Origin of the sequence: Bartonella ancashensis, assembly GCF_001281405.1 — a bacterium.
Classification (GTDB): Bacteria; Pseudomonadota; Alphaproteobacteria; order Rhizobiales; family Rhizobiaceae; genus Bartonella; species Bartonella ancashensis.
Window position 1 is genome coordinate 23,946 of record NZ_CP010401.1, and the last position, 25,737, is coordinate 49,682.

Annotated in this window: 28 protein-coding genes and 1 tRNA gene; 10 read left to right on the top strand and 19 right to left on the bottom strand. The window is 39.3% G+C overall.

Going from position 1 to position 25,737, the window contains the following annotated elements; translation table 11 throughout:
* Nucleotides 1–202 precede the first annotated feature (202 nt).
* Complete coding sequence (mscL, locus tag PU02_RS00100; protein WP_053943555.1) at nucleotides 203–619, top strand: large conductance mechanosensitive channel protein MscL; 417 nt, start codon at nucleotides 203–205, stop codon at nucleotides 617–619.
* A 284-nt stretch (nucleotides 620–903) separates the two neighbouring features.
* On the opposite strand, the gene PU02_RS00105 is transcribed toward mscL, so the two are convergent.
* Nucleotides 904–3,441 (bottom strand): DNA translocase FtsK, encoded by a 2,538-nt coding sequence (locus tag PU02_RS00105; RefSeq protein ID WP_053944584.1) that lies wholly within the window; start codon nucleotides 3,439–3,441, stop codon nucleotides 904–906.
* 428 nt (nucleotides 3,442–3,869) lie between these two features.
* On the opposite strand from PU02_RS00105, the gene PU02_RS00110 reads away from it, so the two are divergent.
* The 3 genes from PU02_RS00110 to rpoH all read left to right on the top strand — a co-directional run bounded on the left by PU02_RS00110 (nucleotide 3,870) and on the right by rpoH (nucleotide 7,407).
* Nucleotides 3,870–5,300 carry an aldehyde dehydrogenase family protein gene (locus PU02_RS00110; RefSeq protein WP_053943556.1) on the top strand — a complete coding sequence of 477 codons (1,431 nt, stop codon included), beginning with the start codon at nucleotides 3,870–3,872 and terminating at the stop codon, nucleotides 5,298–5,300.
* Between the two features lie 37 nt (nucleotides 5,301–5,337).
* Nucleotides 5,338–6,351: an RluA family pseudouridine synthase gene (locus PU02_RS00115; protein ID WP_053943557.1), complete on the top strand. Its 1,014-nt coding sequence runs from the start codon at nucleotides 5,338–5,340 to the stop codon at nucleotides 6,349–6,351.
* Between the two features lie 129 nt (nucleotides 6,352–6,480).
* Nucleotides 6,481–7,407: an RNA polymerase sigma factor RpoH gene (gene rpoH, locus PU02_RS00120; protein ID WP_053943558.1), complete on the top strand. Its 927-nt coding sequence runs from the start codon at nucleotides 6,481–6,483 to the stop codon at nucleotides 7,405–7,407.
* A gap of 33 nt (nucleotides 7,408–7,440) precedes the next feature.
* Here the strand turns inward: rpoH and PU02_RS00125 are convergent, their stop codons facing one another.
* From PU02_RS00125 to PU02_RS00135, 3 genes are all read right to left on the bottom strand, one after another.
* Nucleotides 7,441–8,946, bottom strand: coding sequence for a hypothetical protein (locus PU02_RS00125; RefSeq protein WP_053943559.1), 1,506 nt, complete (start codon nucleotides 8,944–8,946; stop codon nucleotides 7,441–7,443).
* Nucleotides 8,947–9,186: 240 nt separating this feature from the next.
* A complete protein-coding gene (locus PU02_RS00130) occupies nucleotides 9,187–10,476 on the bottom strand; it encodes an adenylosuccinate synthase (protein WP_053943560.1) in 1,290 nt (429 codons plus the stop codon).
* A gap of 164 nt (nucleotides 10,477–10,640) precedes the next feature.
* Nucleotides 10,641–11,801, bottom strand: a complete 1,161-nt coding sequence (locus tag PU02_RS00135) for a phosphoserine transaminase (RefSeq protein WP_414947455.1) — start codon at nucleotides 11,799–11,801, stop codon at nucleotides 10,641–10,643.
* A gap of 403 nt (nucleotides 11,802–12,204) precedes the next feature.
* Between PU02_RS00135 and PU02_RS00140 the strand changes: the two genes are divergently transcribed.
* Nucleotides 12,205–12,280, top strand: a tRNA-Phe gene (locus PU02_RS00140).
* 193 nt (nucleotides 12,281–12,473) lie between these two features.
* On the top strand, nucleotides 12,474–14,399 hold the full coding sequence (locus PU02_RS00145; protein ID WP_053943562.1) for a DUF1561 family protein: 1,926 nt from the start codon (nucleotides 12,474–12,476) through the stop codon (nucleotides 14,397–14,399).
* A 61-nt stretch (nucleotides 14,400–14,460) separates the two neighbouring features.
* Here the strand turns inward: PU02_RS00145 and PU02_RS06860 are convergent, their stop codons facing one another.
* The 3 genes from PU02_RS06860 to PU02_RS00160 form a co-directional block, all read right to left on the bottom strand.
* Entirely contained in the window at nucleotides 14,461–14,679 is a 219-nt protein-coding gene (locus PU02_RS06860; protein ID WP_071628343.1) for a hypothetical protein, read from the bottom strand.
* 128 nt (nucleotides 14,680–14,807) lie between these two features.
* Complete coding sequence (locus PU02_RS00155; protein ID WP_053943564.1) at nucleotides 14,808–15,032, bottom strand: hypothetical protein; 225 nt, start codon at nucleotides 15,030–15,032, stop codon at nucleotides 14,808–14,810.
* Nucleotides 15,029–15,691 (bottom strand): lysozyme, encoded by a 663-nt coding sequence (locus PU02_RS00160; protein ID WP_053943565.1) that lies wholly within the window; start codon nucleotides 15,689–15,691, stop codon nucleotides 15,029–15,031. The genes PU02_RS00155 and PU02_RS00160 overlap by 4 nt, the downstream gene beginning before the upstream one ends.
* Nucleotides 15,692–15,858: 167 nt before the next feature.
* Here PU02_RS00160 and PU02_RS00165 point away from each other — a divergent pair, with 167 nt between their 5' ends.
* Both PU02_RS00165 and PU02_RS00170 read left to right on the top strand, forming a co-directional pair.
* Nucleotides 15,859–16,134: a type II toxin-antitoxin system RelE/ParE family toxin gene (locus PU02_RS00165; protein WP_053944585.1), complete on the top strand. Its 276-nt coding sequence runs from the start codon at nucleotides 15,859–15,861 to the stop codon at nucleotides 16,132–16,134.
* 24 nt (nucleotides 16,135–16,158) lie between these two features.
* Nucleotides 16,159–16,485, top strand: coding sequence for a HigA family addiction module antitoxin (locus PU02_RS00170; RefSeq protein WP_053943566.1), 327 nt, complete (start codon nucleotides 16,159–16,161; stop codon nucleotides 16,483–16,485).
* Nucleotides 16,486–16,580: 95 nt separating this feature from the next.
* Here PU02_RS00170 and PU02_RS00175 read toward each other — a convergent pair whose 3' ends face one another.
* From PU02_RS00175 to PU02_RS00190, 4 genes are all read right to left on the bottom strand, one after another.
* A complete protein-coding gene (locus PU02_RS00175) occupies nucleotides 16,581–16,853 on the bottom strand; it encodes a hypothetical protein (RefSeq protein ID WP_053943567.1) in 273 nt (90 codons plus the stop codon).
* Entirely contained in the window at nucleotides 16,850–17,590 is a 741-nt protein-coding gene (locus tag PU02_RS00180; protein ID WP_053943568.1) for an antA/AntB antirepressor family protein, read from the bottom strand. The genes PU02_RS00175 and PU02_RS00180 overlap by 4 nt, the downstream gene beginning before the upstream one ends.
* Nucleotides 17,591–18,126: 536 nt before the next feature.
* Nucleotides 18,127–18,399 carry a hypothetical protein gene (locus PU02_RS00185; protein ID WP_053943569.1) on the bottom strand — a complete coding sequence of 91 codons (273 nt, stop codon included), beginning with the start codon at nucleotides 18,397–18,399 and terminating at the stop codon, nucleotides 18,127–18,129.
* A 278-nt stretch (nucleotides 18,400–18,677) separates the two neighbouring features.
* On the bottom strand, nucleotides 18,678–18,863 hold the full coding sequence (locus tag PU02_RS00190) for a Rha family transcriptional regulator (RefSeq protein ID WP_053943570.1): 186 nt from the start codon (nucleotides 18,861–18,863) through the stop codon (nucleotides 18,678–18,680).
* Nucleotides 18,864–19,039: 176 nt separating this feature from the next.
* Between PU02_RS00190 and PU02_RS00195 the strand changes: the two genes are divergently transcribed.
* Both PU02_RS00195 and PU02_RS00200 read left to right on the top strand, forming a co-directional pair.
* A complete protein-coding gene (locus PU02_RS00195) occupies nucleotides 19,040–19,306 on the top strand; it encodes a type II toxin-antitoxin system RelE/ParE family toxin (RefSeq protein WP_462677172.1) in 267 nt (88 codons plus the stop codon).
* A gap of 48 nt (nucleotides 19,307–19,354) precedes the next feature.
* The gene (locus tag PU02_RS00200) at nucleotides 19,355–19,690 is read left to right on the top strand and encodes a helix-turn-helix domain-containing transcriptional regulator (protein ID WP_053943572.1); all 336 of its coding nucleotides are present in this window, start codon (nucleotides 19,355–19,357) and stop codon (nucleotides 19,688–19,690) included.
* Between the two features lie 49 nt (nucleotides 19,691–19,739).
* Here PU02_RS00200 and PU02_RS00205 read toward each other — a convergent pair whose 3' ends face one another.
* The 8 genes from PU02_RS00205 to PU02_RS00235 are packed head-to-tail and all read right to left on the bottom strand — an operon-like array spanning nucleotide 19,740 to nucleotide 25,668.
* Nucleotides 19,740–20,969 (bottom strand): contractile injection system protein, VgrG/Pvc8 family, encoded by a 1,230-nt coding sequence (locus PU02_RS00205; protein WP_082311380.1) that lies wholly within the window; start codon nucleotides 20,967–20,969, stop codon nucleotides 19,740–19,742.
* Nucleotides 20,966–21,190 carry a tail protein X gene (locus PU02_RS00210; RefSeq protein WP_053943573.1) on the bottom strand — a complete coding sequence of 75 codons (225 nt, stop codon included), beginning with the start codon at nucleotides 21,188–21,190 and terminating at the stop codon, nucleotides 20,966–20,968. Before PU02_RS00210 ends, PU02_RS00205 begins: the two co-directional genes overlap by 4 nt.
* The gene (locus PU02_RS00215; RefSeq protein ID WP_053943574.1) at nucleotides 21,183–21,575 is read right to left on the bottom strand and encodes a phage tail protein; all 393 of its coding nucleotides are present in this window, start codon (nucleotides 21,573–21,575) and stop codon (nucleotides 21,183–21,185) included. Before PU02_RS00215 ends, PU02_RS00210 begins: the two co-directional genes overlap by 8 nt.
* Before the next feature lie 5 nt (nucleotides 21,576–21,580).
* Nucleotides 21,581–23,380, bottom strand: a complete 1,800-nt coding sequence (locus PU02_RS00220) for a phage tail tape measure protein (RefSeq protein ID WP_053943575.1) — start codon at nucleotides 23,378–23,380, stop codon at nucleotides 21,581–21,583.
* Nucleotides 23,377–23,541 carry a GpE family phage tail protein gene (locus PU02_RS06975; protein WP_335337476.1) on the bottom strand — a complete coding sequence of 55 codons (165 nt, stop codon included), beginning with the start codon at nucleotides 23,539–23,541 and terminating at the stop codon, nucleotides 23,377–23,379. Before PU02_RS06975 ends, PU02_RS00220 begins: the two co-directional genes overlap by 4 nt.
* The gene (locus PU02_RS00225; protein WP_053943576.1) at nucleotides 23,514–23,774 is read right to left on the bottom strand and encodes a phage tail assembly protein; all 261 of its coding nucleotides are present in this window, start codon (nucleotides 23,772–23,774) and stop codon (nucleotides 23,514–23,516) included. The genes PU02_RS06975 and PU02_RS00225 overlap by 28 nt, the downstream gene beginning before the upstream one ends.
* Before the next feature lie 2 nt (nucleotides 23,775–23,776).
* Nucleotides 23,777–24,277 carry a phage major tail tube protein gene (locus tag PU02_RS00230; protein WP_053943577.1) on the bottom strand — a complete coding sequence of 167 codons (501 nt, stop codon included), beginning with the start codon at nucleotides 24,275–24,277 and terminating at the stop codon, nucleotides 23,777–23,779.
* Entirely contained in the window at nucleotides 24,277–25,668 is a 1,392-nt protein-coding gene (locus tag PU02_RS00235; protein ID WP_053943578.1) for a phage tail sheath subtilisin-like domain-containing protein, read from the bottom strand. Before PU02_RS00235 ends, PU02_RS00230 begins: the two co-directional genes overlap by 1 nt.
* Nucleotides 25,669–25,737 lie beyond the last annotated feature (69 nt).

The window sequence follows — 25,737 nt, forward strand, 5'->3', positions numbered from 1 at the left end:
GGATTTTACCTCATAAATGGGATACAGTAAACATTGACATCAGGCCTATTATTATTAGAATCACATATATTCTAGCTAAGGAACATCGGCGTGCGTGCTGTATTCTCTTTTAAAATTTAGAATCGCCCTTTTCTTTTCCTTCAAAAACGATAGTTAAGGACTATCATGCAGTGTTCGCATACATATAAATTGGAAAAATACCATGCTTAAAGAATTTAAAGAATTTGCCTTAAAAGGAAATATGATTGATCTAGCGATTGGTGTTATTATAGGAAGTGCTTTCGGTAGCTTAGTTAATTCAATCGTCAATGATATTTTTATGCCAGTTATTGGGCTTATTACAGGAGGTATTGACTTTTCAAACATGTTTTTCCAACTCGCGGGTGAAAAGAAAATGACCCTGAATGCTGCAAAAGAAGCAGGAGCAACCATCAGCTATGGAAACTTTATAACTCTGCTCATTAATTTTCTGATAATATCCTGGATTCTCTTCTGCTTTGCTAAAGTCATAAACAAAATACACCAGAAGCAAGAAGCCACAAAAAAACAAAAAGAAATATCTCGTGAAGAACAACTTTTATCTGAAATCAGGGATCTTCTAGCTCAAAAAAACAAATAGAAAGTTTCTGCCAACTTCTTGTACAAACCGATAGCTCTGCACTAATTCTGATAATCGGTGTGCTGTGAGTTTTTTGATGTTTTCATATATCGCATTTGCAACGAAGAAGCTCTTCTGTATTGCGCCAAATTGTGGGAGTTTTTATAGATAGCCCCACTAACTAAACATAATATCTTACTCCATTCAATGTAACAAATTTGTTCCAAAATCATCAATGATGAGTAATTTTACCCAACACAAAACAGATATTCGTAGCAAAAAAAGATTTCTACTGCTCCTATTTATTAATTGCTATCATCACACAAAATTGTCCGCTTTCCCACATGATTAGCGGCTCCTACGATGCCTTCTTCTTCCATCCTCTCAACAAGAGAAGCAGCTTTATTATAGCCAATCGAAAGACGACGTTGTATATAAGACGTTGAGCATTTTTTATCACGCATTACAATTTGAATGGCCTGTGTATAAAGCCTTTCATTATCATCGCTAAGATTTCCTGTTTCAGAAGTTTCTACACTAAGCTGAGTATCTTCTACATCACTTCCATCATTGTCATCACTTGTTACTGTTGCTAAATAATCTGGCTTTCCTTGCATTTTAAGATGAGCGACAACAGCCTCAACTTCATTATCCGAAACAAATGGCCCATGAACACGCACAATTCTCCCTCCACCAGCCATGTAAAGCATATCCCCCTGTCCTAGAAGTGTTTCAGCACCTTGTTCTCCCAAAATTGTCCGGCTATCAATCTTTGATGTCACCTGAAAAGAAATACGTGTAGGAAAATTTGCCTTAATTGTACCTGTAATCACATCAACAGAGGGACGCTGTGTTGCCATAATCAGATGAATACCTGCAGCACGCGCCATCTGTGCTAAACGCTGAATGGCACCTTCAATTTCCTTACCAGCAACCATCATAAGATCAGCCATTTCATCAACAATAATCACAATATAAGGCAACTGCTCCAAATCTATCGCTTCTTCATGATAAAGCATTTTCCCACTTTCTTTATCAAATCCAGATTGCACAGTGCATGTGATTGTTTCACCCTTTTCTACAGCATGCGCAATCCGAGCATTAAAACCATCAATATTGCGTACACCTAATTTAGCCATTTTGTGATAACGCTCTTCCATCTCACGTACAGCCCATTTTAAAGCTGTGACAGCCTTTTTGGGATCGGTTACAACGGGTGTTAAAAGATGCGGAATTCCATCATAAACAGAAAGTTCTAACATCTTAGGGTCGATCATAATTAAACGACACTGCTCTGGAGTCATACGATATAAAATCGATAAAATCATCGTGTTAATAGCAACTGATTTACCTGATCCTGTTGTTCCTGCAACCAACAAATGAGGCATTTTTACCAATTCTGCAATGACAGCTTCACCATTAATTCCCTTTCCCAAGGCAAGAGCCAACTTAAACTGGCTATCGCAAAAGGTGCCTGATTGAATTAATTCCCGTAAATAAACAATCTCACGAATCTCATTCGGTAGCTCAATTCCAATGACATTACGTCCCGGAATCACAGCAACACGTGCAGAAATAGCAGACATAGAACGAGCAATATCATCAGAGAGACCTATAACTCGCGATGATTTCACTCCAGCCGCAGGTTCAAATTCATACATAGTTACTACTGGACCTGGATGAACATGAATAATCTCACCTTTAATGCCAAAATCTTCCAAAACAGTTTCTAAAAGTCCGGCACTCTGCTCTAATGCTTCTTCAGAAATTATTGTTTCATCTTGAAACATAGGTTCTCTTAGTAAATTTACTGAAGGAATCTCGTAAGAATTGTAACTTGCAGATTGTATGCCTAATGCAAAAGCAGAACCACTGCACTGAGATGAGGTATCAATAGCTTGTAATGCACCCTCTTCTTTCATCGTAGAAAGAGCGCCTGCACCTTTTTTTGCACTCTTTATCGCCTCACAAAAAACATTCATACCCTTATCAATAACAATACTCTCTATCTCATTAACTTCACCGATAACCGTATCGATAGTGGATGATTTTTGAGATAGTTCAAAATCCTCATCATCTCCAGAAATAGATTTTGTATTTTGCGTTTGAATTCCTCTAAAGAATTTATCTTTCATAAAATGTGCATCAAAAATATCTGACGTAACTGCATTACTAGAATGAGGAAAGCGGCATTTGAGTATCCTATATAAGGTAGTAATCGATGCATCATAAACAGAAAAATTATCTAATGAGACCTTATTCTCCGCAGAATTAACCGACATCTCTACCCTCTGCGTAACCAATATGTTCTCTTCCTCTTGTATAATAGATTCGTACTCGAAAAATGCATCATCTGAGAGATAACAAAAAAGTATAGTCTTTTGCTTTACATCTCTTTCTTGCACTATGGGTGCATATTTCTCCGAGTAACCATTAGTAACCTCGCTAACAGTCTGTTGTATAGATTGCCCAAGGGCCGCTGAATAATTAAATGATACGTTGTGATTAATTGATTGGATACTATCTTCCTCTTGTACCAAAGGAGACTGTGCTATTTCTTTGTCAGGAGGCACTTGTTTCTCAAATCTCTGTAATTTTTTCCGTGAAAAGGATTCGAATTGCTTTGAAAAAATTGGATCAGTTTGTATACGACGACGCAAAATTTCTACTTCTGGGGTACGAGTAAAGCGCACATTCTCTCCAAGAGCGAATGCCTTCCGCCAAACTGTTGGATAAGAGAACATCCCTAACGTACTGTCAGAAGAATTCTCTTCCAGTGCATATTCTGTATTCTTGTTAGCTTCAAGAGAAGTAGATACAGATTGTGTTTTTAAATGACGCATGGTACCTAACAAAATCACGATAATAACAACAAAGTCTTCTTAAAAAGAGAAGATTAAAGTCTTTACATCACGAAAGTTAACAACCCTTTTCCAACAATTTACCTTCAACAAAAATAGTACGTAATCTTCGTAAATTTTTTGTAGTGAAACCAGTAAACGAACTAAATGATAAAAATTCAATTTTAACTTCCTGGCGTATAAGCTCCGTAAAAAAATAATTTGTTGGCTGTATTTAATTACATATCTTCTAATCATAAATTTTCAGAAAATATCTTTGATAAAATTTTCCGCTTTACAGACTGTAATGATGCATACAATATTAGCTGTTTTAATATTTTTGTAGATATTAACCGGGAATTCAATTTTATTTACCATAAATAGCAACAGTCTTACTACAAACTAAAGATACCTGAAGTAGGAAGTAAACCATGCTTGATAAACGACAATTTTATATTAATGGTACCTGGGATAATCCAAGCATCGTACATGATCTACATGTCATAAATCCGTCAACGGAAGAAGCCTACGCGGTAATTAGTATTGCTAATACTGACGACATCAACAGGGCAATTACTGCTGCTAAAGAGGCATTTCAAAACTGGAAAATGACCTCCCCACAACAACGTCTTGCTTTCGTTGAAAAAATTTTAAAAATCTACGAAAAACGCTCCGAAGATATGGCCAAAACCATTTCAAAGGAAATGGGGGCACCCATTGATATGGCGCGTAATGCACAAACAGTAGCCGGTCGCAATAATATTCATGATTTTATTAACATTTTCAAAAACTTTTCTTTCCAAAAACCTTTAGTGCAAAACAATGAGAACGCTATCCTTCAATATAGTCCTATTGGTGTCGTAGGGTTAATTACACCATGGAACTGGCCCATTCACCAAATAACTCTTAAAGTTATTCCTGCATTATTAGCAGGATGCACCATGGTTTTAAAACCATCTGAATTGGCTCCCCTTTCTGCGATGCTCTTTTCTGAAATCTTAGATGAAGCAAATTTACCTGCTGGTGTTTTCAATCTGATTAATGGAGACGGAAGCAATGTAGGATCCTATCTGTCTTCTCACCCAGATCTAGAAATGATTAGCTTTACCGGCTCAACAAAAGCAGGAAAAGCTGTTTCCAAAAATGCAAGTAATACTCTAAAAAAGGTCTGTTTAGAATTAGGAGGTAAGGGTGCAAATATCATATTTGCTGATGCAGATACCGACGCAATCCAACACGGCACCCACCACTGCTTCAACAATAGCGGACAAAGTTGCAACGCACCAACACGCATGCTCGTGGAGAACTCGATCTACCACGAAGCTATAAAAATTGCAAAAAATATTGCTGAAAGAACAAATGTAGGACCAAATCACCAACCAGGAAACCATATCGGCCCTGTCATATCAAAACAGCAATATGACAAAATTCAGACTCTTATTCAATCCGGAATTGATGAAGGAGCAATGCTCATTACAGGTGGAACGGGATTACCTGCAAACATACAGCGCGGCTACTATGTTCGCCCAACAATTTTTGCTGATGTTAAGCCACATATGCGCATTTTTAGAGAAGAGATATTCGGTCCAGTCCTTTCAATTCTACCTTTTTATACAGAAGAGGAAGCCGTAACTCTAGCTAATGACACAGAATATGGCCTTACAAACTATATACAGTCACAAGATCGAAGAAAATGTCAGCGTGTTGCTGCACAACTACACTCTGGTATGATTGAAATTAACGGGCATGACCTGCCTATGGGTAGCTACTTTGGAGGCATCAAATCTTCTGGACGTGCACGTGAGGGAGGGACATGGGGAATTGAAGAATTCTTAGAAACCAAAGCCATTTCATATTGGTAAAATTTCACCAACAAAACCTTAACAATAGGATTGTGACGTGATACAAAAAATAACAGACGAAGATGCTCTCGGACAACGAGTTGATCAGTGGCTTACCCGGAATATTCAAAGTGAATTATCACGCTCACGCTTACAGAGCTTGATCCGAGAAGGTCATCTAAAAATTAATGGGCAGCCCACGAGAGAACCAAAAACAAAACTTAGACCAAGCCAACTTATTGAACTAACGATACCCGTACTCTGCAATCAACACCCAGAAGGCGAAAACATTGCCCTCGATATTTTATTTGAAGATCACCATATAATTGTTGTCAATAAACCTGCTGGGCTCGTTGTTCATCCAGGCCACGGCAATTGGACAGGAACGTTAGTTAATGCCCTTATTTACCATTGTGGCAATAGTTTATCTGGTATTGGTGGTGTTAAACGCCCCGGTATTGTCCATCGTTTAGATAAAAATACAAGTGGAGTTATGGTAGTTGCTAAAAACGATCTTGCTCATAGGAATCTCTGTACCCAATTTGCTGATCATGGTCGAACGAATGCATTAAATCGTTGCTATCATGCCTTAATCTGGGGCTCTCTAAATCGCAATACTGGAACTATCGACGCTCCTATCGGTCGTTCTTTCCATGACCGAATAAAACAGGCTGTCATTCACAACCATAATGCTTATGCTCGCCATGCTATAACACATTTTTCTGTCCTCGAGAAATACGGTATTGACACCGACACAAAATCCTTAGTTAGCCTTCTGGAATGTCGTTTGGAAACTGGACGGACACACCAAATTCGTGTTCATATGGCTCATATTGGACATCCACTTGTCGGCGACACCGTCTATGGAAATGCCTTTAAGACAAAATCAAACAAATTGAACCTTGCAGTAAAGCAAATTGTAGATAAATTCGACAGACACGCACTCCACGCCGCTAGTCTTACTTTTGAACATCCTGCTCAAGGTAATATCATGTCCTTTTCTGTTCCACTGCCCCAAGATATGGCAATACTTATTGAGAATCTAAAAAAACTTGACCAAAACTTTTTGTGATGCTCGTCACAGAATATTTTTTGAATAAAATTTTAAATTATGGTAGTGATAAGTAAGAAAAAGATACCTATATAACATCTAGGATTGAATTTGCCTTATGAGGGAATTCTTGAGAAAGGAAGGTGCTATATGGCCTATGTTAGTTTACCATCTATGACAGCTGGAGATGGGGGGATAAGCCGTTATTTAGAAGAAATTCGTCGTTTCCCAATGCTAAAGCCAAAAGAAGAATATATGCTAGCGAAACGCTATCAGAAGTATAATGATTTGAAAGCCGCACACAGATTGGTAACCAGTCACCTACGCCTTGTAGCTAAGATTGCAATAGGATATCGGGGGTACGGTCTGCCTATTGGGGAGGTTATTTCAGAAGGAAATATCGGGTTGATGCAAGCAGTGAAGCGTTTTGAGCCAGAACGTGGTTTTCGCCTTGCAACCTATGCAATGTGGTGGATAAAAGCTTCAATTCAGGAGTATGTTCTGAGATCTTGGAGTTTAGTAAAAGTAGGAACAACTTCTAATCAAAAGCGCTTGTTCTTTAATCTACGTAAATTAAAAAGCAAACTTCAAGCTTTTGATAATAGTGATCTTAATGCAGAACAAGTTAAGAAAATTGCAACCAAGTTGAATGTGACAGAAGATGAAGTCGTATCTATGAATCATCGACTCAGTGGTGATGTATCTCTCAATACACCATTGCGTACAGGTGATGATGAGCGTGGCGAATGGCAAAATTTGCTAATTGACGACGCAAACAGTCAAGAGCAGGTTTTAATTGAGCAAGATGAACACAACAAACGTCGCTCCGTGTTAATGAGTGCTATGAATATTTTGAACGAACGTGAACGGCGTATATTTCAAGCACGTCGATTAAGTGATCCCACGTTAACGCTAGAAGATCTTTCTGCTGAGTTTAACATAAGCCGTGAACGTGTAAGACAAATTGAAATGCGTGCATTTGAAAAAGTGCAAAATTTTATCAAAGCTTCTTTTTTATCTACCCCAAAATTGCGTCATGCCAAACTGCACCATGAAGGAGCAAATGCGCATATTTAATATATATCTAGAGCTTTCCCCTCCTCTATAAATTTAAGGACCAACAGGTGGGGAGACTGTTCCAGTGGGTGGGATGCTCTTTGTCTTGCCGATGTCAGCATCTTTCTTTATCGAATCGAGTTCCTTTGGTTGATTATCTTGTGTGAACCACTTCCCAATAACTTCATTAAAAATTTTCTTTCCGGTTCTCCCTTTCGAAAAAATGAGTTCGTTTGTACGACCGTTTTTATCATCCATAATCAAATGGATCCAATCTAATTGACGCATCAACTGTAAATTACGGTTAAGAAATGGATGATGGCCACTTAACGCAATAAGAAAAAAATTATCATCAACCTTAGCAATGGAAGTCTTGGTTAGAGCTTGACCAGCAGATTGTTCACTTACTTTAAAAGTTAAAGCCTTAATATTGCTTATAGCTTGACCTAAAAATTTATCAGACGTAATGAAAATGAGATCCATAATATATGCTGCAGGTAGAGAAGAATCTACATTGCGGTGTAGCACCAGTCGTAATGAAACCCCTTCATCAGGAATTTTCATATCACCTCGTATAGCCAATTCTTCTGACTTACCTTCAGTAGCATCCCCCCTTATGAGAGACCACTGCACTTCCCCTGTTACTACATTTTCTGTCTCATAATCTGTCCGCATTTGATACAACACAGCTTCACCTGCATACTCAACAGCTTCCATCTCAGAGGTAGTAATTGCCAAGACTTCTTCGTCATTCAGGATTTTTGTATCCTTAGCAAATCCTGCATCAATTTCACTTCCATCTTCTAATAAACGTTGAGTTAATTTTCGATCAACATAAGCTTCTGTTGCTGATACATCAGAAGTGTAAATATTAAATTCTTGCAATGAATGATCTTTCAGCACGAATATACGTTTACTAATCAGGAAAATACTAATTAAAAAAATGGTAAAACTAATAAAAGAAAAAATGCCCACTAAAATGCGTTTTTTTAGAGATGATCTATTGGCACGCCGCAAAGCTTGAGAAAAAATATGTGAAACAATATGAACATTATCCCCTGCTACAGAAGAAATTCTGGAATTCTTAACTATTCTCTCCTCAAGATCCCAATCCATCTCACATATGAGATTGCCCATATTAACAAATTCTGCATCTGGCACGGTGATCATTTCAGAAGATGTGTATGATTCTCCGTTTTTGTTTGCGTCAACGACAGATATTTTCCGTTCTCTCTCCGTTCCCAAAACTGAAATAGAATCGCTTTGTGAAGATACAAAATCTCGTTCAATCCTGTCACCCTCCCATTCATCCGTAAAACGCCATCCAATAGCTGAAGAGAGCAACTCTTTATCAAGAGCTAAATACCCCTCCTCTACTATAGTAATAGCATCGCGCAAGGACTTTCTTTGTCTCTCTATTACCGCTTTTGATACTTTTTCTTCTATAAATTTACGCTCCAGAGCATCAACAGCCCGTTCATATACCCGCTCACGCAACTGTGTGGTAGCATTACCTTGAGCATCAATTGTCTTCTTTAAGATTCTAACAAAATCTACCATAGCCTATACAGTCTTTCTTAAAATCTAAGAGAAAAATTTTCAGCCCACGGATCTCCAACATTTCAGCTTTTTTATCCTCATCTATTAACAATCATTTCCAAAATATAGATTATGTTAAACTGCTTAACACGAACATAAATGTAGTGGATGTACTATCTTTTCCTAATATCCCTAAGACTTTACCTAATTCAAAAATTGACAAACAGAAAGATAAAATCCAATATTCAACGTAGGAGATAACTAATCTGCAAAAGGATCAACAATTAAAACAGTATCATCACGTTCAGGACTTGTTGACAACAGTGCTACCGGTACACCAACAAGTTCCTCAATGCGACGTATGTACTTGATAGCTTGAGGTGGTAATTGCTCCAAACTCAATGTTCCTGCTGTTGTCTCCATCCACCCCTCCAACGTTTCATAAATCGGCTTTACACGGATCTGCGCTTCTGCACAAGAGGGCAGATAATCAATTTTCCTACCATCAATTTCGTAACCAATACAAATTTCAATTTTGTCTAAACCATCCAAAACATCAAGCTTCGTTAAAGCGATACCATGAACGCCACAAATACTAACCATCTGACGTACTAAGACAGAATCAAACCAACCACATCGTCGTTTTCTTCCCGTTACAACACCAAATTCATTTCCGTTCTTTCCAAGAAATTCACCAATAGCATTTACCTGTTCTGTCGGAAACGGTCCCTCTCCTACACGTGTTGTGTAAGCTTTTGTAATTCCCAAAACATAATGAACCGCACCAGGCCCCATACCTGAACCCGTCAAAGCTTGGCTAGCAACTGTATTGGAAGATGTTACATAAGGATAAGTCCCAAAATCATTATCCAATAATGCACCCTGTGCGCCTTCGAAAAGGATGCGTTTCCCCATTTGATTCTTTTCATTTAGAAGACGCCATGTACAATCCATAAAAGGTAAAATTTGATCAGCTGTCTGCATTAATTCATCATAAAGCGTTCCTGGATCCACTTCTGCAATTCCCATACCACGACGTAAAGCATTATGATGTTTTAAAAGACGCTCAACTTTGGTCACGAGTGCATTTTTTTCTAACAAATCTATTATACGGATAGAGCGGCGACCCACCTTATCTTCATAAGCAGGACCAATACCACGCTTTGTTGTTCCAATTGTTAAGCAAGAAACACTATCTTCCCAAACAGCATCAAGATCACGATGTACAGAAAGAATCAAAGAAGCATTTTCAGCAACACGTAAAATTTTTGGCGTAATTTCTACACCTTGATCACGCAATTTTTTTAACTCTGCGACAAAATGATGAGGATCTACAACAACACCGTTACCAATAACAGATAATTTTCCACGCACTAAACCAGATGGCAACAGTGATAATTTATAACTAACTCCTCCAACAACCAGTGTATGGCCCGCATTGTGTCCTCCTTGGTATCTCACCACAACATCTGCCTGCTCTGATAGCCAGTCCACAATTTTCCCCTTACCTTCATCTCCCCATTGTGTGCCGACGACTACTACATTGGCCATAATTTTCTCCATCACGTTGAGTACAACAATACCAAAACCTTAAAACACATGTTCCCTTATAACGAAACATCATGGTGAGTGCGATTCCCTGCTTCAATTTTTTTCAATCCCCGCATTACTTAACATTAAATTTCTCAGTAGTACACAAAACGCCAAGAATGATTCTAAAGACGAAGCTTTTCAACCTGAAATGCCCACTCAAGCCATTCTGTTAATCGCTCTAAATCGAAAGATTCAACCGTTGCGCCCGCCCAAATTCGAAATCCTGGAGGAGCATTTCGGTGGGAACCGATATCGTATGCAACACCAGCTTCATCAAGACGAGAAACAACCGCATTCACAAACGATCTTTGCCTCTCAATATCCAAAGAATCAATCATTGGATCCACGATAGCTAAACAAACAGATGTATTCGAACGTGTTTGTGGAACCTTTGCTAAATGCTCCAACCAAGCTGTTTTACGCACAAAAGCGTCAAGAATAGAAAAGTTTTTATTAGCTCGCTCTATTAATTCCTGTAATCCGCCTAATGATTTTGCCCACTTCAACGCATCAAGATAATCCTCAACACACAGTAAAGACGGTGTATTAATTGTTTCCCCATTAAAAATATTTTCATTAAGTTTTCCATTTGTTGTTATACGGAATATTTTGGGTAATGGCCAAGATGGAATATATTTCTCTAATCGTTCAACAGCACGAGGACTCAAAGTCAACATACCATGTGCTGCTTCACTTCCCAAAACTTTTTGCCATGAAAACGTAACAACATCTAATTTCAAAAATTCAACATTTTGAGCAAAAACCGCAGACGTTGCATCACAAATTGTTAATCCTAAACGCTTATCTGGAATAAAACCTGCATTAGGGACACGCACGCCCGAAGTCGTCCCGTTCCACGTAAACACAACATCCCTATTAAAATCAATTTTCTTTAAGTCAGGTAATTCACCATAAGGTGCTTCTAATCGTCGAACATCAGAAAGTTTGAGTTGCTGTACAACATCTGTAATCCAATCTAAGCCAAAACTTTCCCATGCTACCATATCAATGCCGCGTTCTCCCAGTAGGGACCATAAAGCGATTTCTATAGCTCCTGTATCTGAGGCAGGAACAATAGCAACACGATAATCAGAAGGAATCTCAAGAATATCACGCGTTAAACTAATTGCTTCTACAAGTTTTAATTGCCCTATTTTTGAGCGATGCGAACGTCCAACTGGTGCATTTTTCAGAACCTCGGTAGTCCATCCAGGCCTCTTTTTACAAGGACCTGAAGAAAAATTAGGGTTATTTGGACGGCAAACTGGTTCAGTCAATATCATCATTATCTACCATTTCAGGTAATGTGAATCCCGTTGAGGCCATGGTAGCCTACCTAAAAATACTATAACAATAGACCATTGATAAAATTATCAAAAAATAACTCTATCGACCACATAATTACTGAAAATCTCGAATCATACGCTCTGCCAAAACATCTTCATTAGTCACATTTCCTACATCTAAACCGTTGTGAAAATCTCTTACATACTTCCCTTAAAGACAAAGTACTATATTGTGTCTGAAAAAGAAACATAGTACCTGTCATCTTGGTTCCCTAAAAAATGATCATACCTAAAATACATGGGGTAAATTTATGAAAAATTGATTCTTTTTGTTTTTATAGCTAGACAGGAATAACTTTAATGCTATAACCGCACACGTTTCATACATTTATTGGAACTTGCCCAGATAGCTCAGTTGGTAGAGCAGCGGACTGAAAATCCGCGTGTCCGTGGTTCGAATCCGCGTCTGGGCACCATGTGGTCTTTTTCACTGTTTAACATATTGATTTAATTGATCTTTTTTTAAAGTGAGGGATAATATAATAAAAGTGAGGGAATAGGATTTTCCAACTTGCCTCTGCAAACCTCATCAAAATTGACCTTTACAAGCGGAATTATTCGACTAATTTATAAACAATCACAGAGGGGAGAAAGTCAAAAGGAAACAAAATGCAATTGAAGCTGTTGTTATTTTTCTTTAGCTTATTATTGACTCTTCATACTTCTTTTGCAGCTCCTATTCCTCTTCAAGTGATACAAACACTTCCTCAGACTCCTGGTGATAGGGCTATTCGCGTTAAAGTCCATACAGGGAAAGAGTATTGCTATACCCCAACATTTGTGGACGGTGAAGGTTACGTTTACATCGGGGATTGCACTTATGGTAAAGTGGCCAGATATGATCTCTTTCAAAGAATAGCCTGGAAGATCAATGGTGTTTGGCTATGTATGACAGCCCCTAGTTCAGTTACAGGTATTGGTGAAAAATCTACAGCTGAGTGGGGTTATATTTTATTAAGACCTTGTGTGATCAATGATCCCAACCAACAATGGATCATTAAACAAGATGCCTTTTATACAGCCAATGAAAATTTCCGTGTGAAAGATTATAAATGGTATGCTTATATTTCAAAAAACCCGAATGATTACTACGATCATACCTTAGTTCCTACAATGAATCGGTGGGAAAACATTGTGGCTACTCCTGTGAATATTAATCTCAAAATGTTCATAGGCTGGAATCTTGCAAGTGGCCCTAGCCTCTCTAGGTACTACATAGCAGATGATGGATCTAAATCAGACGTTTTTGATCTCTACTACAATCCTGAAAATGGCCACATTGCCAGATATTTTCCTTCCACGGGAGCAATGTCTTGTATGGTTTCTCAACAATCTTCTTCAGAAAATTGGAATTGGATCAAATGGATATTGTGCAAAGATACTGTCACTGCTAAACAAGACATTGCATCCTGGGACATTTCTTTGTTTACTAGACGTGAGGGAACACTTACGGATTATAAAGGTAATTTTTTAAGAGTGACCCAATATGGCCCCAATTGGGGTTCCCCTTATACAGCTAAGCCTGATTACCTTGAAAAAGACACAACAAACTCCCCAAAATCTAACTTTATTTTTTCTTATGACATGGAGCGATGGAATCGCTATGTCGATGGGAATTTAGGGAACACACTTGCTTATTGCCCTGCTCCTGGAACAAAGGAGAATGTCGCTAAGATACGAGTAAAACGGTCTTTACCTCATGATTTTCATTTTACCGATCAATGGAAAAGAAGACTATGGGAAATTGCTGTAAGCAGTACCCCTATGGGCTTAGAAACAATTGGCCTTTGTGGCCCCTGTATGGTGCAAACTATACAAATGCTTGCTGAATTACAAACACGTTATCAAAGAGAACCCTTTCAAGACAGAGAAGGTTATTTCTTTAATACGCAAGAACGTATAGATCCATTTATCTCACTTCGTACTAGATTTCCTGAGCTTACACGAAGACTTGAAAATATACGTATTAATCATGATAGGCCTTATCATGTAGGAGAAGATTTTATAACGCGAATGAATAGATTAGCTCGTGCAATGGCATTAACGATGCTACCTCAATATGAGTGGAGGCCCTTGACTCCTGCAAGAACTGAAGAAGAGATGATAAGAAGGATTAGAGATATATTACGTGCTCCTAGTGGAACACTTTGGTTTTCTGTAACTATTAGAGAAGATGAACGAGTCCGCTTCCTTGGTCATGCCCAACCTATTATAAGAACAGGAAACGGAGTCATAATATTACCTACCAACACATCTGGTACAACTTTGGAACAATTCAGAGAGTATTTTACCCCTATAACAGATCCACAGACAGCGCTTTTTGAACTTTCGCGAGGCAGTAGCACTAGAACTCAAATTCGGTCAATTGCATTTTTTCAAATGACTCAATTAGATGAAATTCCTCTGAGTCTGTACGTATCTCAAAGCAATTGTACTGGAGAAGGTGATGGTAGAAGAGGCAATAAAGAACTTCCAAGAGCTTCTCTCCTTAATCAGTGTGGCATTAGCAGCAATAGCAGATGTGCGATTCAATAAAATTAACAATTGTTAAAAAAATGAATGTTCCTAAACTCTTTTAATGGACAGTGGCATAGCCTTAATTCTTTGCAAGCCATTGCTTCAAATGTGTGAAGATCGTATCAAGTGCATTAATCAAACGCTCAAGATCAAGCACTAACAAAAATATGATAAGTACTATCCATCGCGTTAAACGAGACATCATTTTCACACCCTGGTAAGTACTTATCATCTCTTGCAAAAGCTCTTTCTCTGATTCTGTGAGTTCTACGTTTTTGTTACTTTGTCTTCTTGCCATGTTGCCAACCACACATATCTTCACCCTGCTTATTGTGCTTTAAGAGATCTCTTGCCAAATTCGGACTCATCATATCTAGGTCTTGGCGCTCTAAATAAATTGGTAACCAACCAATACAAGACGTTTGTTCATTTGTAGCGCAACCATTGAGAAAGATCAGCACGCACATCAGCATCACTTTTTCTGTTAATCTCATTTTCTACCCCAAGCCGTGTTTTTGCTATCTTTAATGCACGCTCTGTTTGCTGGTGCTGCTCAGCTTTCTTTCCAAGATCAAAGGCTTTTGCTAAAGCCATAAAAAAAGCAGCAAAAGCTGCTAGAGTAATCAGGAAATATTCTTTCAACCAGGTCATAAGCGTTTTTCTTGAAAACGTTTGGCAACAAAGACAATCCCTATACAGGCCGCTAAAACCATAATCGAAGCTAAAGCCCATTGCACAGGACCTTGCCCTGTCAAAATTCCTGTTAAACCTGATAAGGATCCAATGATGGGAGCTAGTATTTCTGCTTTCAAAGAATGAGTTGGCTCTTTTGTTTCTACTTTTTGATAATTTGAACAAACATAAGCCCCTTTAACCCAGAGCCCAGCTTCTGCTGCCCGACGATTGGCAAGCCCCTGTAAACGTTTGCCACCTGCCCTGATCCACTTTTGCAATTCAGCTGGGACGGATTCATAATCACCTTTGTTCAGCTTTTTCAAAAGTGTAGAGGTACAAAAAGCTTCTGCTCCTACATTATAGCAAAACGACACAAGTGTAGCGAATTGCTCATCAGTCAAAGGAACAGTAACAGCCTGCTCAACAGTGCTCTCAAATTGTTTTAAATCTTGTTTCAGAATGGTTTCGGCTTGGCTTTCAGTGATTTTCATACCCTCTTGTACAATGGGCTCTCCTGCTTGTGCTGTATGGCCATAACCTATTGTCCATATCCCAATGGCATCTTGATAGGCATGCAAGCGCAGTCCTTCCCATTGCTTAATGAGTGCAAGTCCTTCCTTGGACATTTTCCGCATATGTCTCTCCCCATAAAAAAAGCCTCTCCTTTACAGACAGGCCTCCGTTCGCTTCCATTTTTTAAAATAGATAATTTGTGATATTTTTATTCAAAAATGTAACTTATTTATTGACATTTGCAACTTATTATATTACATTATTTCGGAGTGAAATTGTCGAAATTACTGTGATCAAAACATTTAAAAATAAAGATTTACAATCTCTTTGGGAAACAGGAAAAAGTAAAATTGATCACAAACTTCAACAGCGTATTCTTCGTCGTCTTGATGTACTTGAAGCAGCTTCTCAATTAAACGACATCAATTTACCAGGATACAATTTTCACAAATTAAGAGGTTTTGTTCCAACTCGCTACACTATCCACGTTAATGGGCCGTGGTGTATCACATTCGAATTTGTTGGTGGTCACGTGATCCACCTTGATTTCGAGCAATATCACTAAAGCTTTTTAAAAGGAGCCTATACAATGATCATGCGACATCCTAATCGTTGTCCTTCCCATCCAGGAGAAATTTTGGCTGAAGCTTTGGAGCATTTGGATATAAACAAAACTGAAATTGCTTATATTCTTCAAATCTCTCGTCAACATCTATATGGCATCCTTAAAGGTCAGCGTCCCGTTACGGCAGTAACAGCAGCGCGCATTGGCAAATTATTAGGTAATGGGCCAGCACTATGGTTACAGCTTCAAGCAAATTATGATACATGGCACGCACTGCGTAATATCGATGTTTCTTCTATTCCAACGCTAACGACCAGAAACGTTAATGGACAAATGGAATACAGCCGTTAAGAAATTGACATCCTTCTCACCATGAAAGATGAAGATCCCAATAGCTCAAATATGAACAAAGGCTGGTGTTCAATTTCAACCTTTGTTCTTTCTCATTAATGGCAAAGTGCCTTATCTAAATCCTGGCTATAAGCCTTCAACCAAGGATCAAAACTTGGAGACAATTCTGAATCCCCAAAATTTGTCAAAACGGCCAAAATCTTAAAAGCATTCGGAACTTCATCCTGAAGTTTTAACATTAAAGCTATTTCTACCTCATCCATAAGATCAACCAAGGCTGTGCATTCTTCATCTTCAATGTCTTCACGATTAGAAAGCTGAGACAGCTTCATCCACAAATCGCATAAAAAATTGGTGTCTATCTTCATTGCACACCTCCATGGAATTGCTCTCTCAAGCTTGCCAATCCATCAGCAGTGATTTTAGCTGAGGAAACTATTTTTTCTGTCCCATCAGGTTTGTGAATAGTCAGAGTTGAACAATCCATCAGACCTTTCTTGATTTTATCCTGATAAGGCAATAGCGGAGCACCTGGAACACGTCTATAAACCCAATTATGACTCCACAAATAGTGAATGAAATCCTTTGGTCTCATCTCCAATACCTTTGCTGCTTCAATGATACCGAATAGACCATCACTCCGCTTTAAGCTTTCAAGGGCTTTTGCTTTTGGTTCTAATTTAGCAATGACATTGTCTTTGCGTTCATTCTCGCTTTTTAGATACGTCAAGACACCAAGCACAGCTTCTGGGCTGGAGTAGTCAACGCGAGGTGCTGCTATTTGTTTTGCATGCTGTTCACACTCGATAAAATATTGGCGTGCTTGTTTTCCTTTCTCGTTCCTTTCAACCATGGCAAGTTCTTTTGCCATATCTAAAGTGAGATAATATTCCATACTTGAACGACCACCTTTAGGTTTCGCTAAAATTTTAGCGAAACTCATAAAATCTTGATTTTCTTGGAAATTATACTCCTTAATACGGTTTTTAATCCAATCTCTAAAATGAGATGTCACTTCCAAAAACACATGCAATTCACGTGCATTTACAGTTTGAACAGTTTCCTGCCCAACAGTTTGTTCTGATATTTCTATAAGAGCGTTCATGATGAACTCCTATGCAGTTAGATGTTTTTCATTGACACCTAAAAGGTATCGGGCGCTGAAAAACACGGTGCATAGTCCGTCGTTACACTTTCCCTGTGAAGGTATTTTATGGCGTAACCACACCCGACAAAGTCATTGTATGCTACAAACACACAACGAGTCAAAGTCTTTGATACGCGGAAAAGAGATTGTTTCGGCAATCTATCCGCTATGCACTTAAGGTGTTTTTCAAGCACCTGACGCGAAAGTTTCATATTGAAACAACATTGTCAAGGGAAAAGTACGAAACAGAACGCAATTTGTGAAGTCGAGCAATTAATCGAAATACTAAGTATTATTCCTGAGTGTCGTAAAACCTCATACTTCAAGGGAGAAGAAGATGTGTAATGTAGTGCTACACTGTAAACACGATCTGATCTACCTGCGATAACAGAAGATAAATTTCGCTCATTCTATTTTTTCTAACCTAAACCGCTACAGACAACAGTGCCTCTTTTTCATAAAAGCGTGCGCTTTCACGAAATAATAAACTTCTCTTATTTAGAAAAATCTACACTGCCATTTTTGGAACACTTCATGTACATTGTGTATCCTCGAGATTCCGAGTAACGGCTAAAGCGTTGACACTTATGCTCCCTAATTTTTTCTTTAAAGATATCGAATTTCCTCAAACTCTTATACATTTCCAATTTCATCATAAAATCAGAACGAGGATTCATGCTTTCAGCATAAGCCTCGTACTTGTTAGCCTCTGCTACTGAACAAAAAGCGGTCGAACACAAAGTTAAAGCCAAAACAAAACGTTTCACCGAGATAAACTCCCCACCCAAAAAATAATTATATAAACAACAAAATTCACGAATGACCTTAAAAGGACCTTATGAAGGTCCATGTACACATTATGATCATAACTGTCAACCAAGTAACACCTGTTTTGTGTTTTTTGATATTTCTTATCCTCTAAAAATCTTCTGATTAAGCCTCTCTCCCCCATATATTCCTCAAAAACAAAAAACTGCAATGTGTGTATGGCCTTATCATTTTAGATAGCTACTATCTTAAAAGTTTTCGCGCAAATAGGCGAAAACTATTCGATATCCTGACCGCTAAAATTAGCCGGCTCAAATTTGAGCTCGCTAAATATCTGCCGAATATCGCGCATAACATCCTTATGTTCTTTGCTACACAATTCAGCAATCTCATAGCTGGACATAGTCTGAACCGTTGCACTATTATTAACAGTGCATTCTGTAGTTTCCATGAAAGTGTTCATAATGAACTCCTATGCAGTTAGGTGTTTTTCATTGACATTCTTTTCTCCTTGAACGGCAGAGCTTACCACGCAACAAGTCACCTAATTTTGAGAATTGTTACTTGACTTTTCGTTTATAAACGATAATCTACCTCATAATAGAGATAAAATACTATATCGACAAAGCTGGCCGCAATATTTTCGCCGATTGGCGTAGTAAAGTACGTGATATCAAAGCCAGAATCGCCATTGACCGTCGCATCATGCGTGTCGAGTTGGGAGATTTTGGCGACCATAAACCTCTACGCGAAGGCATTTGGGAATTGCGGATCGATGTAGGACCTAGATATCGAGTCTATGACGCAAAAGCAGGCCTTGCTGTTGTTTTGCTGCTTTGCTGCGCCGGCGATAAGCGAAAACAAGAGGCCTATATAGATCGAGCATGTAATTACTGGCGTGACTGACTTAGCTGAAATAGTTAATGAGGTAAGCTCCAACATAGGGGAAAAACAATGAAAGACAAACCATATGATGAGGTAATGGCTGAAGCATTTCGCAACGATCCAGCTTATGCAGTTGAGTTGTTAAACAACATCCTCGAAGATGGTGAACCGACCGAATTACTGATCGCCCTTCGCCAAATGGCTAAAGCGTTTGGTGGTATACGAAATGTCGCTAAGTCGGCTGCATTGAACCCTAATCAGCTCTACCGCACTCTTTCGGAGAAAGGTAATCCAGAAATCAAGAGCCTATCTGCAATTTTGCGGGTTATGGGTCTGCGTCTTGCTGTGCAACCTCTTGCTGCTCACTCTGAACCCACATTTAACATCCTCTCCCCTAAAGGATAGGATTTTATGGAGCTAGGTTGACATCTTCTTTGCCTTGAAGAGTAAAGCTTTACACATCGCTTTGGGTGATGTCTGTCATACTTTTTACGGTGTCTTCTTGCTCTTCCTCAAACAGTTCACAATCAATGCTTGTTGTATAACCACCGCTGCACGAAAAATTATGCTTCACACTTTTGATACGCCATATAGCTGGAATGTAAGCCCGAAAAGGTGGTTCTTGAATAAGCTGAGCTTCTGACTGAATAAACGGATCTCCTCCCATATCACACGTAAAAAATGACTGACCACGTATGGATTGATTCCGATACGCAGCAATCGCAGCAGCAGCTTCTAAGTGATTATGATAAGTATACTTCAAAGCATGAAAAGGTGAGCGACCAACTTTGACCTCTTTTTTATCACCACTACGTAAATCATGATAGATCGCTATAACACCCCCTTTTCTTTCCTTGATTATTTTTTCAGGATCCTCCTTCACAGAGCTGTTTTCTGCTTTCTTGGGTGCAAGCATAACACTTTGATCCATATGGATAAAATCATGGCCTTCATCATTCACTGTTGATGCTTGTACTTCTGCAGCAGCTTTTTGATCTTCACCAACCTCTGTTTTTAAACCGTTCGCTGCACCAACTTCATTTCGTGCACTATACTCAAAACACCAAGAGGTGCACATCTTTTCATGAATAACCACTCCCGGTAAGGAATCACCGGTTATGGCTTTCCCAGATCCCCGTTTGGCGAGAACAAGGTAACCATCCATAGGTTTTGCTACAGCGTCATAATCTCCAGCAAGACGAACAGCAAACGCCATATCGCTTTCAGCAATCTGATCAATATGCTGCACTATAATTTGCGCAAGAGTGGGATCAAATTGTGGTGTATAGCCATTACGTTCTGCTATCTCTTGAAGAATCTCCCCTAATGTTTGCTGATGGTAAGATTGGCTTTGAGGTGTTCTGTAGGAGCTATTCATAAACGCTGCACGACCTGTGATACTTAAGCTTTGTGGCGGACTGCTTACACGTATCTCATCAATTAAATACATTCCCATATCACGCACTTTGCTATCCTCATAGCCAAGGGTGACAGAAAGAACTGTTCCAATTAAAGGAATATCAAGGAAACCATTGTCACTTTCACGGGCACGATCATCAAGTTCTATAGTGATACGATCGCTTTTGTCTTCTGCTTCATCAGTGATTTCAATTGACATCACATAATCCATTAAAGGATAAGTGATATCTTCACCTTCTGAGAAAATTCTGCAAAAAGGCTTCACTTTTTACTTCCCCAAAGTCTAATGACTGGTGTGGCTTTAGGATAAGGCAAAGCAGGAAAGAAAATAGTGATCCCCGCTTTTAAAATCACCCCATAGTCTGCAAGACCATAATTTGCTGCATAAACACGCTCAACGGCAAGGGCTTGCTGGCCCTTTGGATAATATTTCCAGCAAAGTGCATCAACCATGTCACCATCTTTTGTGACATAAACATCACCCATAGCTTGCTCCATCTTCACCATATTCCCTTAATTGCAGGGTAAATTCCTGCTTTCGCGGAAGGCCGTCATGATAAAAAAAGCTTTGCTTTTCATCAATGGAAAGAATGATAAACCTACCTAAAACCTGTCCTTGACCCGTCACGAGTGTGTGTGCACCTTCGTGGGCCATTTGCCGTAACTGTTCTAGCTGCCCGTAGCCACCTTTAAAATCTGGATAAATCACACCTGTCAGAGAAAACTCCGCATTCGCAACCGCAGGTAATTGAAGGGCTGCTTTCCTTCCAAGCCGTCCTTGCTCAACCCATGGAACATTAAAGGATAAGCTCAGTGTTTGATAAGCTGCCGTTTCAATAGAAAAGATGAAGTCCCCTAAAGCTAACATCATAACGTTTAGTCCGAAAGACTTGAAGCAATCGCTATACGTTGCTGCCGAGCATAACGTTCAAGAGCTTTATTAACAGCGGCCATAATCTCTTGAGGTGACCCATTCCCCCCTGAAATGCTTAAATTGGTGATTTTTACTGAGGCATCAATTTCAGAAGGCTTGTTTATCACAATCGGTTCAGGAACCTTAAAAGCTTCTACCTTTATATTTGCAGCCTCCATGTACTGCGTTTTTACTGTGCCTGTCTGAACACCCCCTACTTGTTGTTCAGGAGGAATATTGGAAACAACAGTTGCGTTCACAAGTCTTTTTGCCCGTGCATTTGTCTCATCTGTAAGATTTTTAATAACCTCTGTAGAGGTTTTGTTTATATTGACATTAAAACCTAGCTTTTCTTTAACAAAATCAGGCATCCAATCTGTGAGTTTCCGAACCATGCTATGAAGCCATTCTGTCATAGCTGACCATTTGCTTCTTATGCCATCCCAAAAGCTTTCAATGAAATGAGCTCCCACTTTGACTAAACTGATCCCATACAACCATTCGACCGAACTATCGATTTTCTGCGCAACACCCTCCCACAATCCACTTATAGAAACTGTGATTTTGTTCCAATGTTTGTGAAGCATATATCCAGCAGCAATCAGTGCCGCCATACCAGCTAAAATCCAGCCTATAGGGGTTGTCATGATTGTATAGCCAAGTGTGACAAATGCCGCTCCAACCATGGTCAATGATGCAATCAAAGGACCAAAGATAAAGGCTCCAAGAGCCATAAGGCCAACCTTGAAGAGACTGATTTCACCAATAAGAGGCTCCATCCACTGAAACCAACCTTTCAATTGTTCAGTGATGTCTGTAAGACTCTGTCTCAAATCAGAAGACGGATTTTGCAGATCTTTCATGATTTGTCTTAATTTTTGCATCCATTCCGTAATGGTTATTTGAATCAGCTCGCGGTTTTCATCAATCAATAAGGAAAAAGCGTCAATCATATCATTAAGAACCGGCATAAAACGCGCACCAATAAAATGGATAATCCCTCCTATTTTTTTCTTAAAAGCCCCCAGCTTATCACTTAAATCAGCTGCGTATTGGGAAACATCAGCACCGATCAACCATCCGCCTTTTTGTGCCTTTTCAAATAGTTCTTTGATCGGCTCCATACCCTGTGACAACATGGCAGCCATTTCTTTACCATCACCCCCAAACAGCAAAGCAGCAATGTGCTGCCTTTGTGCTTGATTGTCTATCTTGCTCATTTTACCGGTGATTTCTTCTAATAACATTGAGTTGGATTTGAGCTGTCCAGAAGCATTTTTCACAGAAATGCCAAGCGCCTGAAAACCCATAATTCCCTTTTTTTGACCTGCAAAAGCTTGTGCAGAACGTCTATTTAAAACAGCCAAGGATTGTTGAAACTGTTCTGCAGAATATCCTGAATGATCCGCTGCATCGCCCCATAATTGAAGCTCAGCTGTTGCCATGTTTAAATGACGTGAGGCATGGTAAAGACTGTCTCCCATATGTATGGTCTTCATAGTAACAGCAGCAAGACTTGCAACCAAACCTCCACCTGCAAGGCCTAAAACACCTGAAAAAACAGCAATACGACTTGTCGCTATCCCAAAGGCGCTTTGCACCTCTTTCAACCTAGATGTCATTTTTCTTGTGGCAGCTGAAAATCGAGGAATGTTCAAGCTATGAGATAATCTCTTAAATTGTCCTTGAAGGCGTTTGATGGGCGCTGTTATCTTATCTTCAAGCGATACTCTTACTTGTGCATCGGCAACTTTTTTGCTCACTTCGCTTTATGCCTTTCTGCCGCTTTGTGCCGCCAAAAAATTAAGTCTTGTAGTTCCATTTCCATCATATCTGAAAGAGGCCAGTGAAAAATAAGAGCTATATCTGCTATGAGATCTGAGGCGGTTTCCCAATTCAGGTATCCCGCCGTTTCATAAAAGATTCAAGAATATCTCCAATACTCGATAAATCAGTCACATCAAGCTCGCCAACAGCTTCATGAGGCCAACCAGACAGGCGTGCAATCATTTCTATCGTTTGGGTGATACCTTCCTTTTTATCAATCGCTTGCACATCTTTTGTTTTAGGGCGACGCAAAATGATTGAAGTGTGCTCTTTTCCTTCAAATGTGACAGGGACAAATAATGGGTGAGTAACAGTGGATTGCGTGCTCATGTTTAAAATCCTAAATGTTTTCTATGCTGTTCTAGTTGATCAACACCATTAATCCTTCTCACCATATTGAAGGCATCAATCTCAACAACTTCAACGTCTTTCTGGATATATTTGAAATAATGTAACGTGTAATTAAGCGTGCAAGTTACGGCACTCCCCGATTGCCATTGGTTGATCTCAGAACTTTTGCAAAGACCATTCATCGTGATCTCGACACTCTCTGCTGGCTCGCCTTGTGCTTGAACAGAACCACGCAATGTAATTCTCACATCCGTTTTTCCTAAAGCACCTATAAGTTCCGGAGAATATCCTGAAACTACCATATTGAGAGTAAGAGGCTCCATGCCCATATCAATTTCAATAGGAATATCCATGCCACATGCACGGTGACTTTCAACGACTAAATTCAACGTTGGCAAGGTGACACTTTCACACTTTCCTTGGTAAGGAATGCCGTCAACATAAATATTCAAATATTTTAAATGTTTTGGTAAAATAATCACTAAAAGATCTCCTCTAAATAATCATTCACAATCCGCGAACGGAAAGTGATATGTTCAGCTGGTGTTGTCGGTGTAAATTCAACGTTGAAATAGATTTTACCGCTTTCAATGGCACTTTGTGTGTTGAGTTCAGGGTCGGGATAGCAGCGTCCACCAAGAATGGCGCCTTGTGCTTTTAAATCACGCAAATAAGCATTGACGCTTTCACTGACATCGCTCACATAATTCTTGGTAATATTGCGATCAACCGCCCACATATGCCCACGCAAAATGGCGTCATTAATCATATCTGCAGTGCGAACCACTGATAAAAAAGCAAATCTTGCATCACTTGAAAGCGTGCGATTGCCCCATAAACGATAACCATTTTCGCGAATGATTGTTGCTATCTTCTGTTCGTTGAGAAGATTTGCTCGGCTAGAACGCTCACCAAGGGAAAAATCAATCGGCCGTGCTGTACCAACAATGCCATTGATGACTTTGTTTGAAGGTGAATACCAAAAACCTTGCGTATAATCGATCTTCGCAAGAATTCCTGCAACCGCTGCACTTGCTGGCTCTTCTAAAACCTTTCCATTACGGAAAGCTTTTACAAATGGATCAACCATATAAGCACGCTTTGAATCAAAATCTTTTGCTGCTTTAATAGCCGCTTCATCGGTAATGTTTGGGGCATCGATCACAACAATAGCACGCAAACGCTCAGCAATACCAATCAGCTCTGCGGCTACAGGATTAAACATAGTGCTGATTTCAGCCTGTGCTGTAGCCCCTACACCATCTCCTTTAATCATTACATTTGGCACGGTTTTATAATCACCGCCATTCTCTTCCATTAAAATAGACGTGATTTTGCCTTCTGAAATAATTGCTTGCGCCTTGGCATTACCATCAATCTTTACAGTTGCTTGCGTATAACCACTGCCTTGGTTTGTGACGTTAATCTTGCTAACATTGACAAGGCATTGGTGAGTAAAACCTGGGACACAAAGAATACGCGGTGTTTGTCCAAGAATGGATTGAGCCCCTATTAAAGCGTGAACACCTTCATAAGCGCCATTCGCGTTAACACCTCCAAGAATATTGGTAAGAGTTGCACTCTCATCGTCGCCTTCTTGTACTCGGACAACGACAATAATGGCTCCAATCTGTTTAAAAATTAGATCAAGAGCGTGAGGCAAAGTGCCTCTACCCTCACCTTTGGTATCAAGTTTTGCGGTTTGAGACAAAGATCCTGTCACCAACATAGGTGTGTTAAGCGGAAATGCTTGCTCATCAGCATCTGGAGCAGTACCAACAATTCCTATAACCGCAGATTGCACTGCGCGAATAGGGCGTGTACCATCGTCTAACTCGACAACTTCAACACCGTGTAAAAATCCTGTTGCCATTATTACATGCTCCTTAAATAGATAAATTGAATGAATTGGAAAAAAGAATGTGAGAATAGTCGCACTTAA

Bases quoted from the DNA above. Each gene is read 5' to 3' on its own strand.
- mscL (WP_053943555.1), top strand. From the start codon at position 203: ATGCTTAAAGAATTTAAAGAATTTGCCTTAAAAGGAAATATGATTGAT.
- PU02_RS00105 (WP_053944584.1), bottom strand. From the start codon at position 3,441: ATGCGTCATTTAAAAACACAATCTGTATCTACTTCTCTTGAAGCTAAC.
- PU02_RS00110 (WP_053943556.1), top strand. From the start codon at position 3,870: ATGCTTGATAAACGACAATTTTATATTAATGGTACCTGGGATAATCCA.
- rpoH (WP_053943558.1), top strand. From the start codon at position 6,481: ATGGCCTATGTTAGTTTACCATCTATGACAGCTGGAGATGGGGGGATA.
- PU02_RS00125 (WP_053943559.1), bottom strand. From the start codon at position 8,946: ATGGTAGATTTTGTTAGAATCTTAAAGAAGACAATTGATGCTCAAGGT.
- PU02_RS00130 (WP_053943560.1), bottom strand. From the start codon at position 10,476: ATGGCCAATGTAGTAGTCGTCGGCACACAATGGGGAGATGAAGGTAAG.
- PU02_RS00135 (WP_414947455.1), bottom strand. From the start codon at position 11,801: ATGATATTGACTGAACCAGTTTGCCGTCCAAATAACCCTAATTTTTCT.
- PU02_RS00145 (WP_053943562.1), top strand. From the start codon at position 12,474: ATGCAATTGAAGCTGTTGTTATTTTTCTTTAGCTTATTATTGACTCTT.
- PU02_RS06860 (WP_071628343.1), bottom strand. From the start codon at position 14,679: ATGGCAAGAAGACAAAGTAACAAAAACGTAGAACTCACAGAATCAGAG.
- PU02_RS00155 (WP_053943564.1), bottom strand. From the start codon at position 15,032: ATGACCTGGTTGAAAGAATATTTCCTGATTACTCTAGCAGCTTTTGCT.
- PU02_RS00160 (WP_053943565.1), bottom strand. From the start codon at position 15,691: ATGCGGAAAATGTCCAAGGAAGGACTTGCACTCATTAAGCAATGGGAA.
- PU02_RS00170 (WP_053943566.1), top strand. From the start codon at position 16,159: ATGATCATGCGACATCCTAATCGTTGTCCTTCCCATCCAGGAGAAATT.
- PU02_RS00175 (WP_053943567.1), bottom strand. From the start codon at position 16,853: ATGAAGATAGACACCAATTTTTTATGCGATTTGTGGATGAAGCTGTCT.
- PU02_RS00180 (WP_053943568.1), bottom strand. From the start codon at position 17,590: ATGAACGCTCTTATAGAAATATCAGAACAAACTGTTGGGCAGGAAACT.
- PU02_RS00190 (WP_053943570.1), bottom strand. From the start codon at position 18,863: ATGAACACTTTCATGGAAACTACAGAATGCACTGTTAATAATAGTGCA.
- PU02_RS00200 (WP_053943572.1), top strand. From the start codon at position 19,355: ATGAAAGACAAACCATATGATGAGGTAATGGCTGAAGCATTTCGCAAC.
- PU02_RS00210 (WP_053943573.1), bottom strand. From the start codon at position 21,190: ATGGGTGATGTTTATGTCACAAAAGATGGTGACATGGTTGATGCACTT.
- PU02_RS00215 (WP_053943574.1), bottom strand. From the start codon at position 21,575: ATGATGTTAGCTTTAGGGGACTTCATCTTTTCTATTGAAACGGCAGCT.
- PU02_RS00225 (WP_053943576.1), bottom strand. From the start codon at position 23,774: ATGAGCACGCAATCCACTGTTACTCACCCATTATTTGTCCCTGTCACA.
- PU02_RS00235 (WP_053943578.1), bottom strand. From the start codon at position 25,668: ATGGCAACAGGATTTTTACACGGTGTTGAAGTTGTCGAGTTAGACGAT.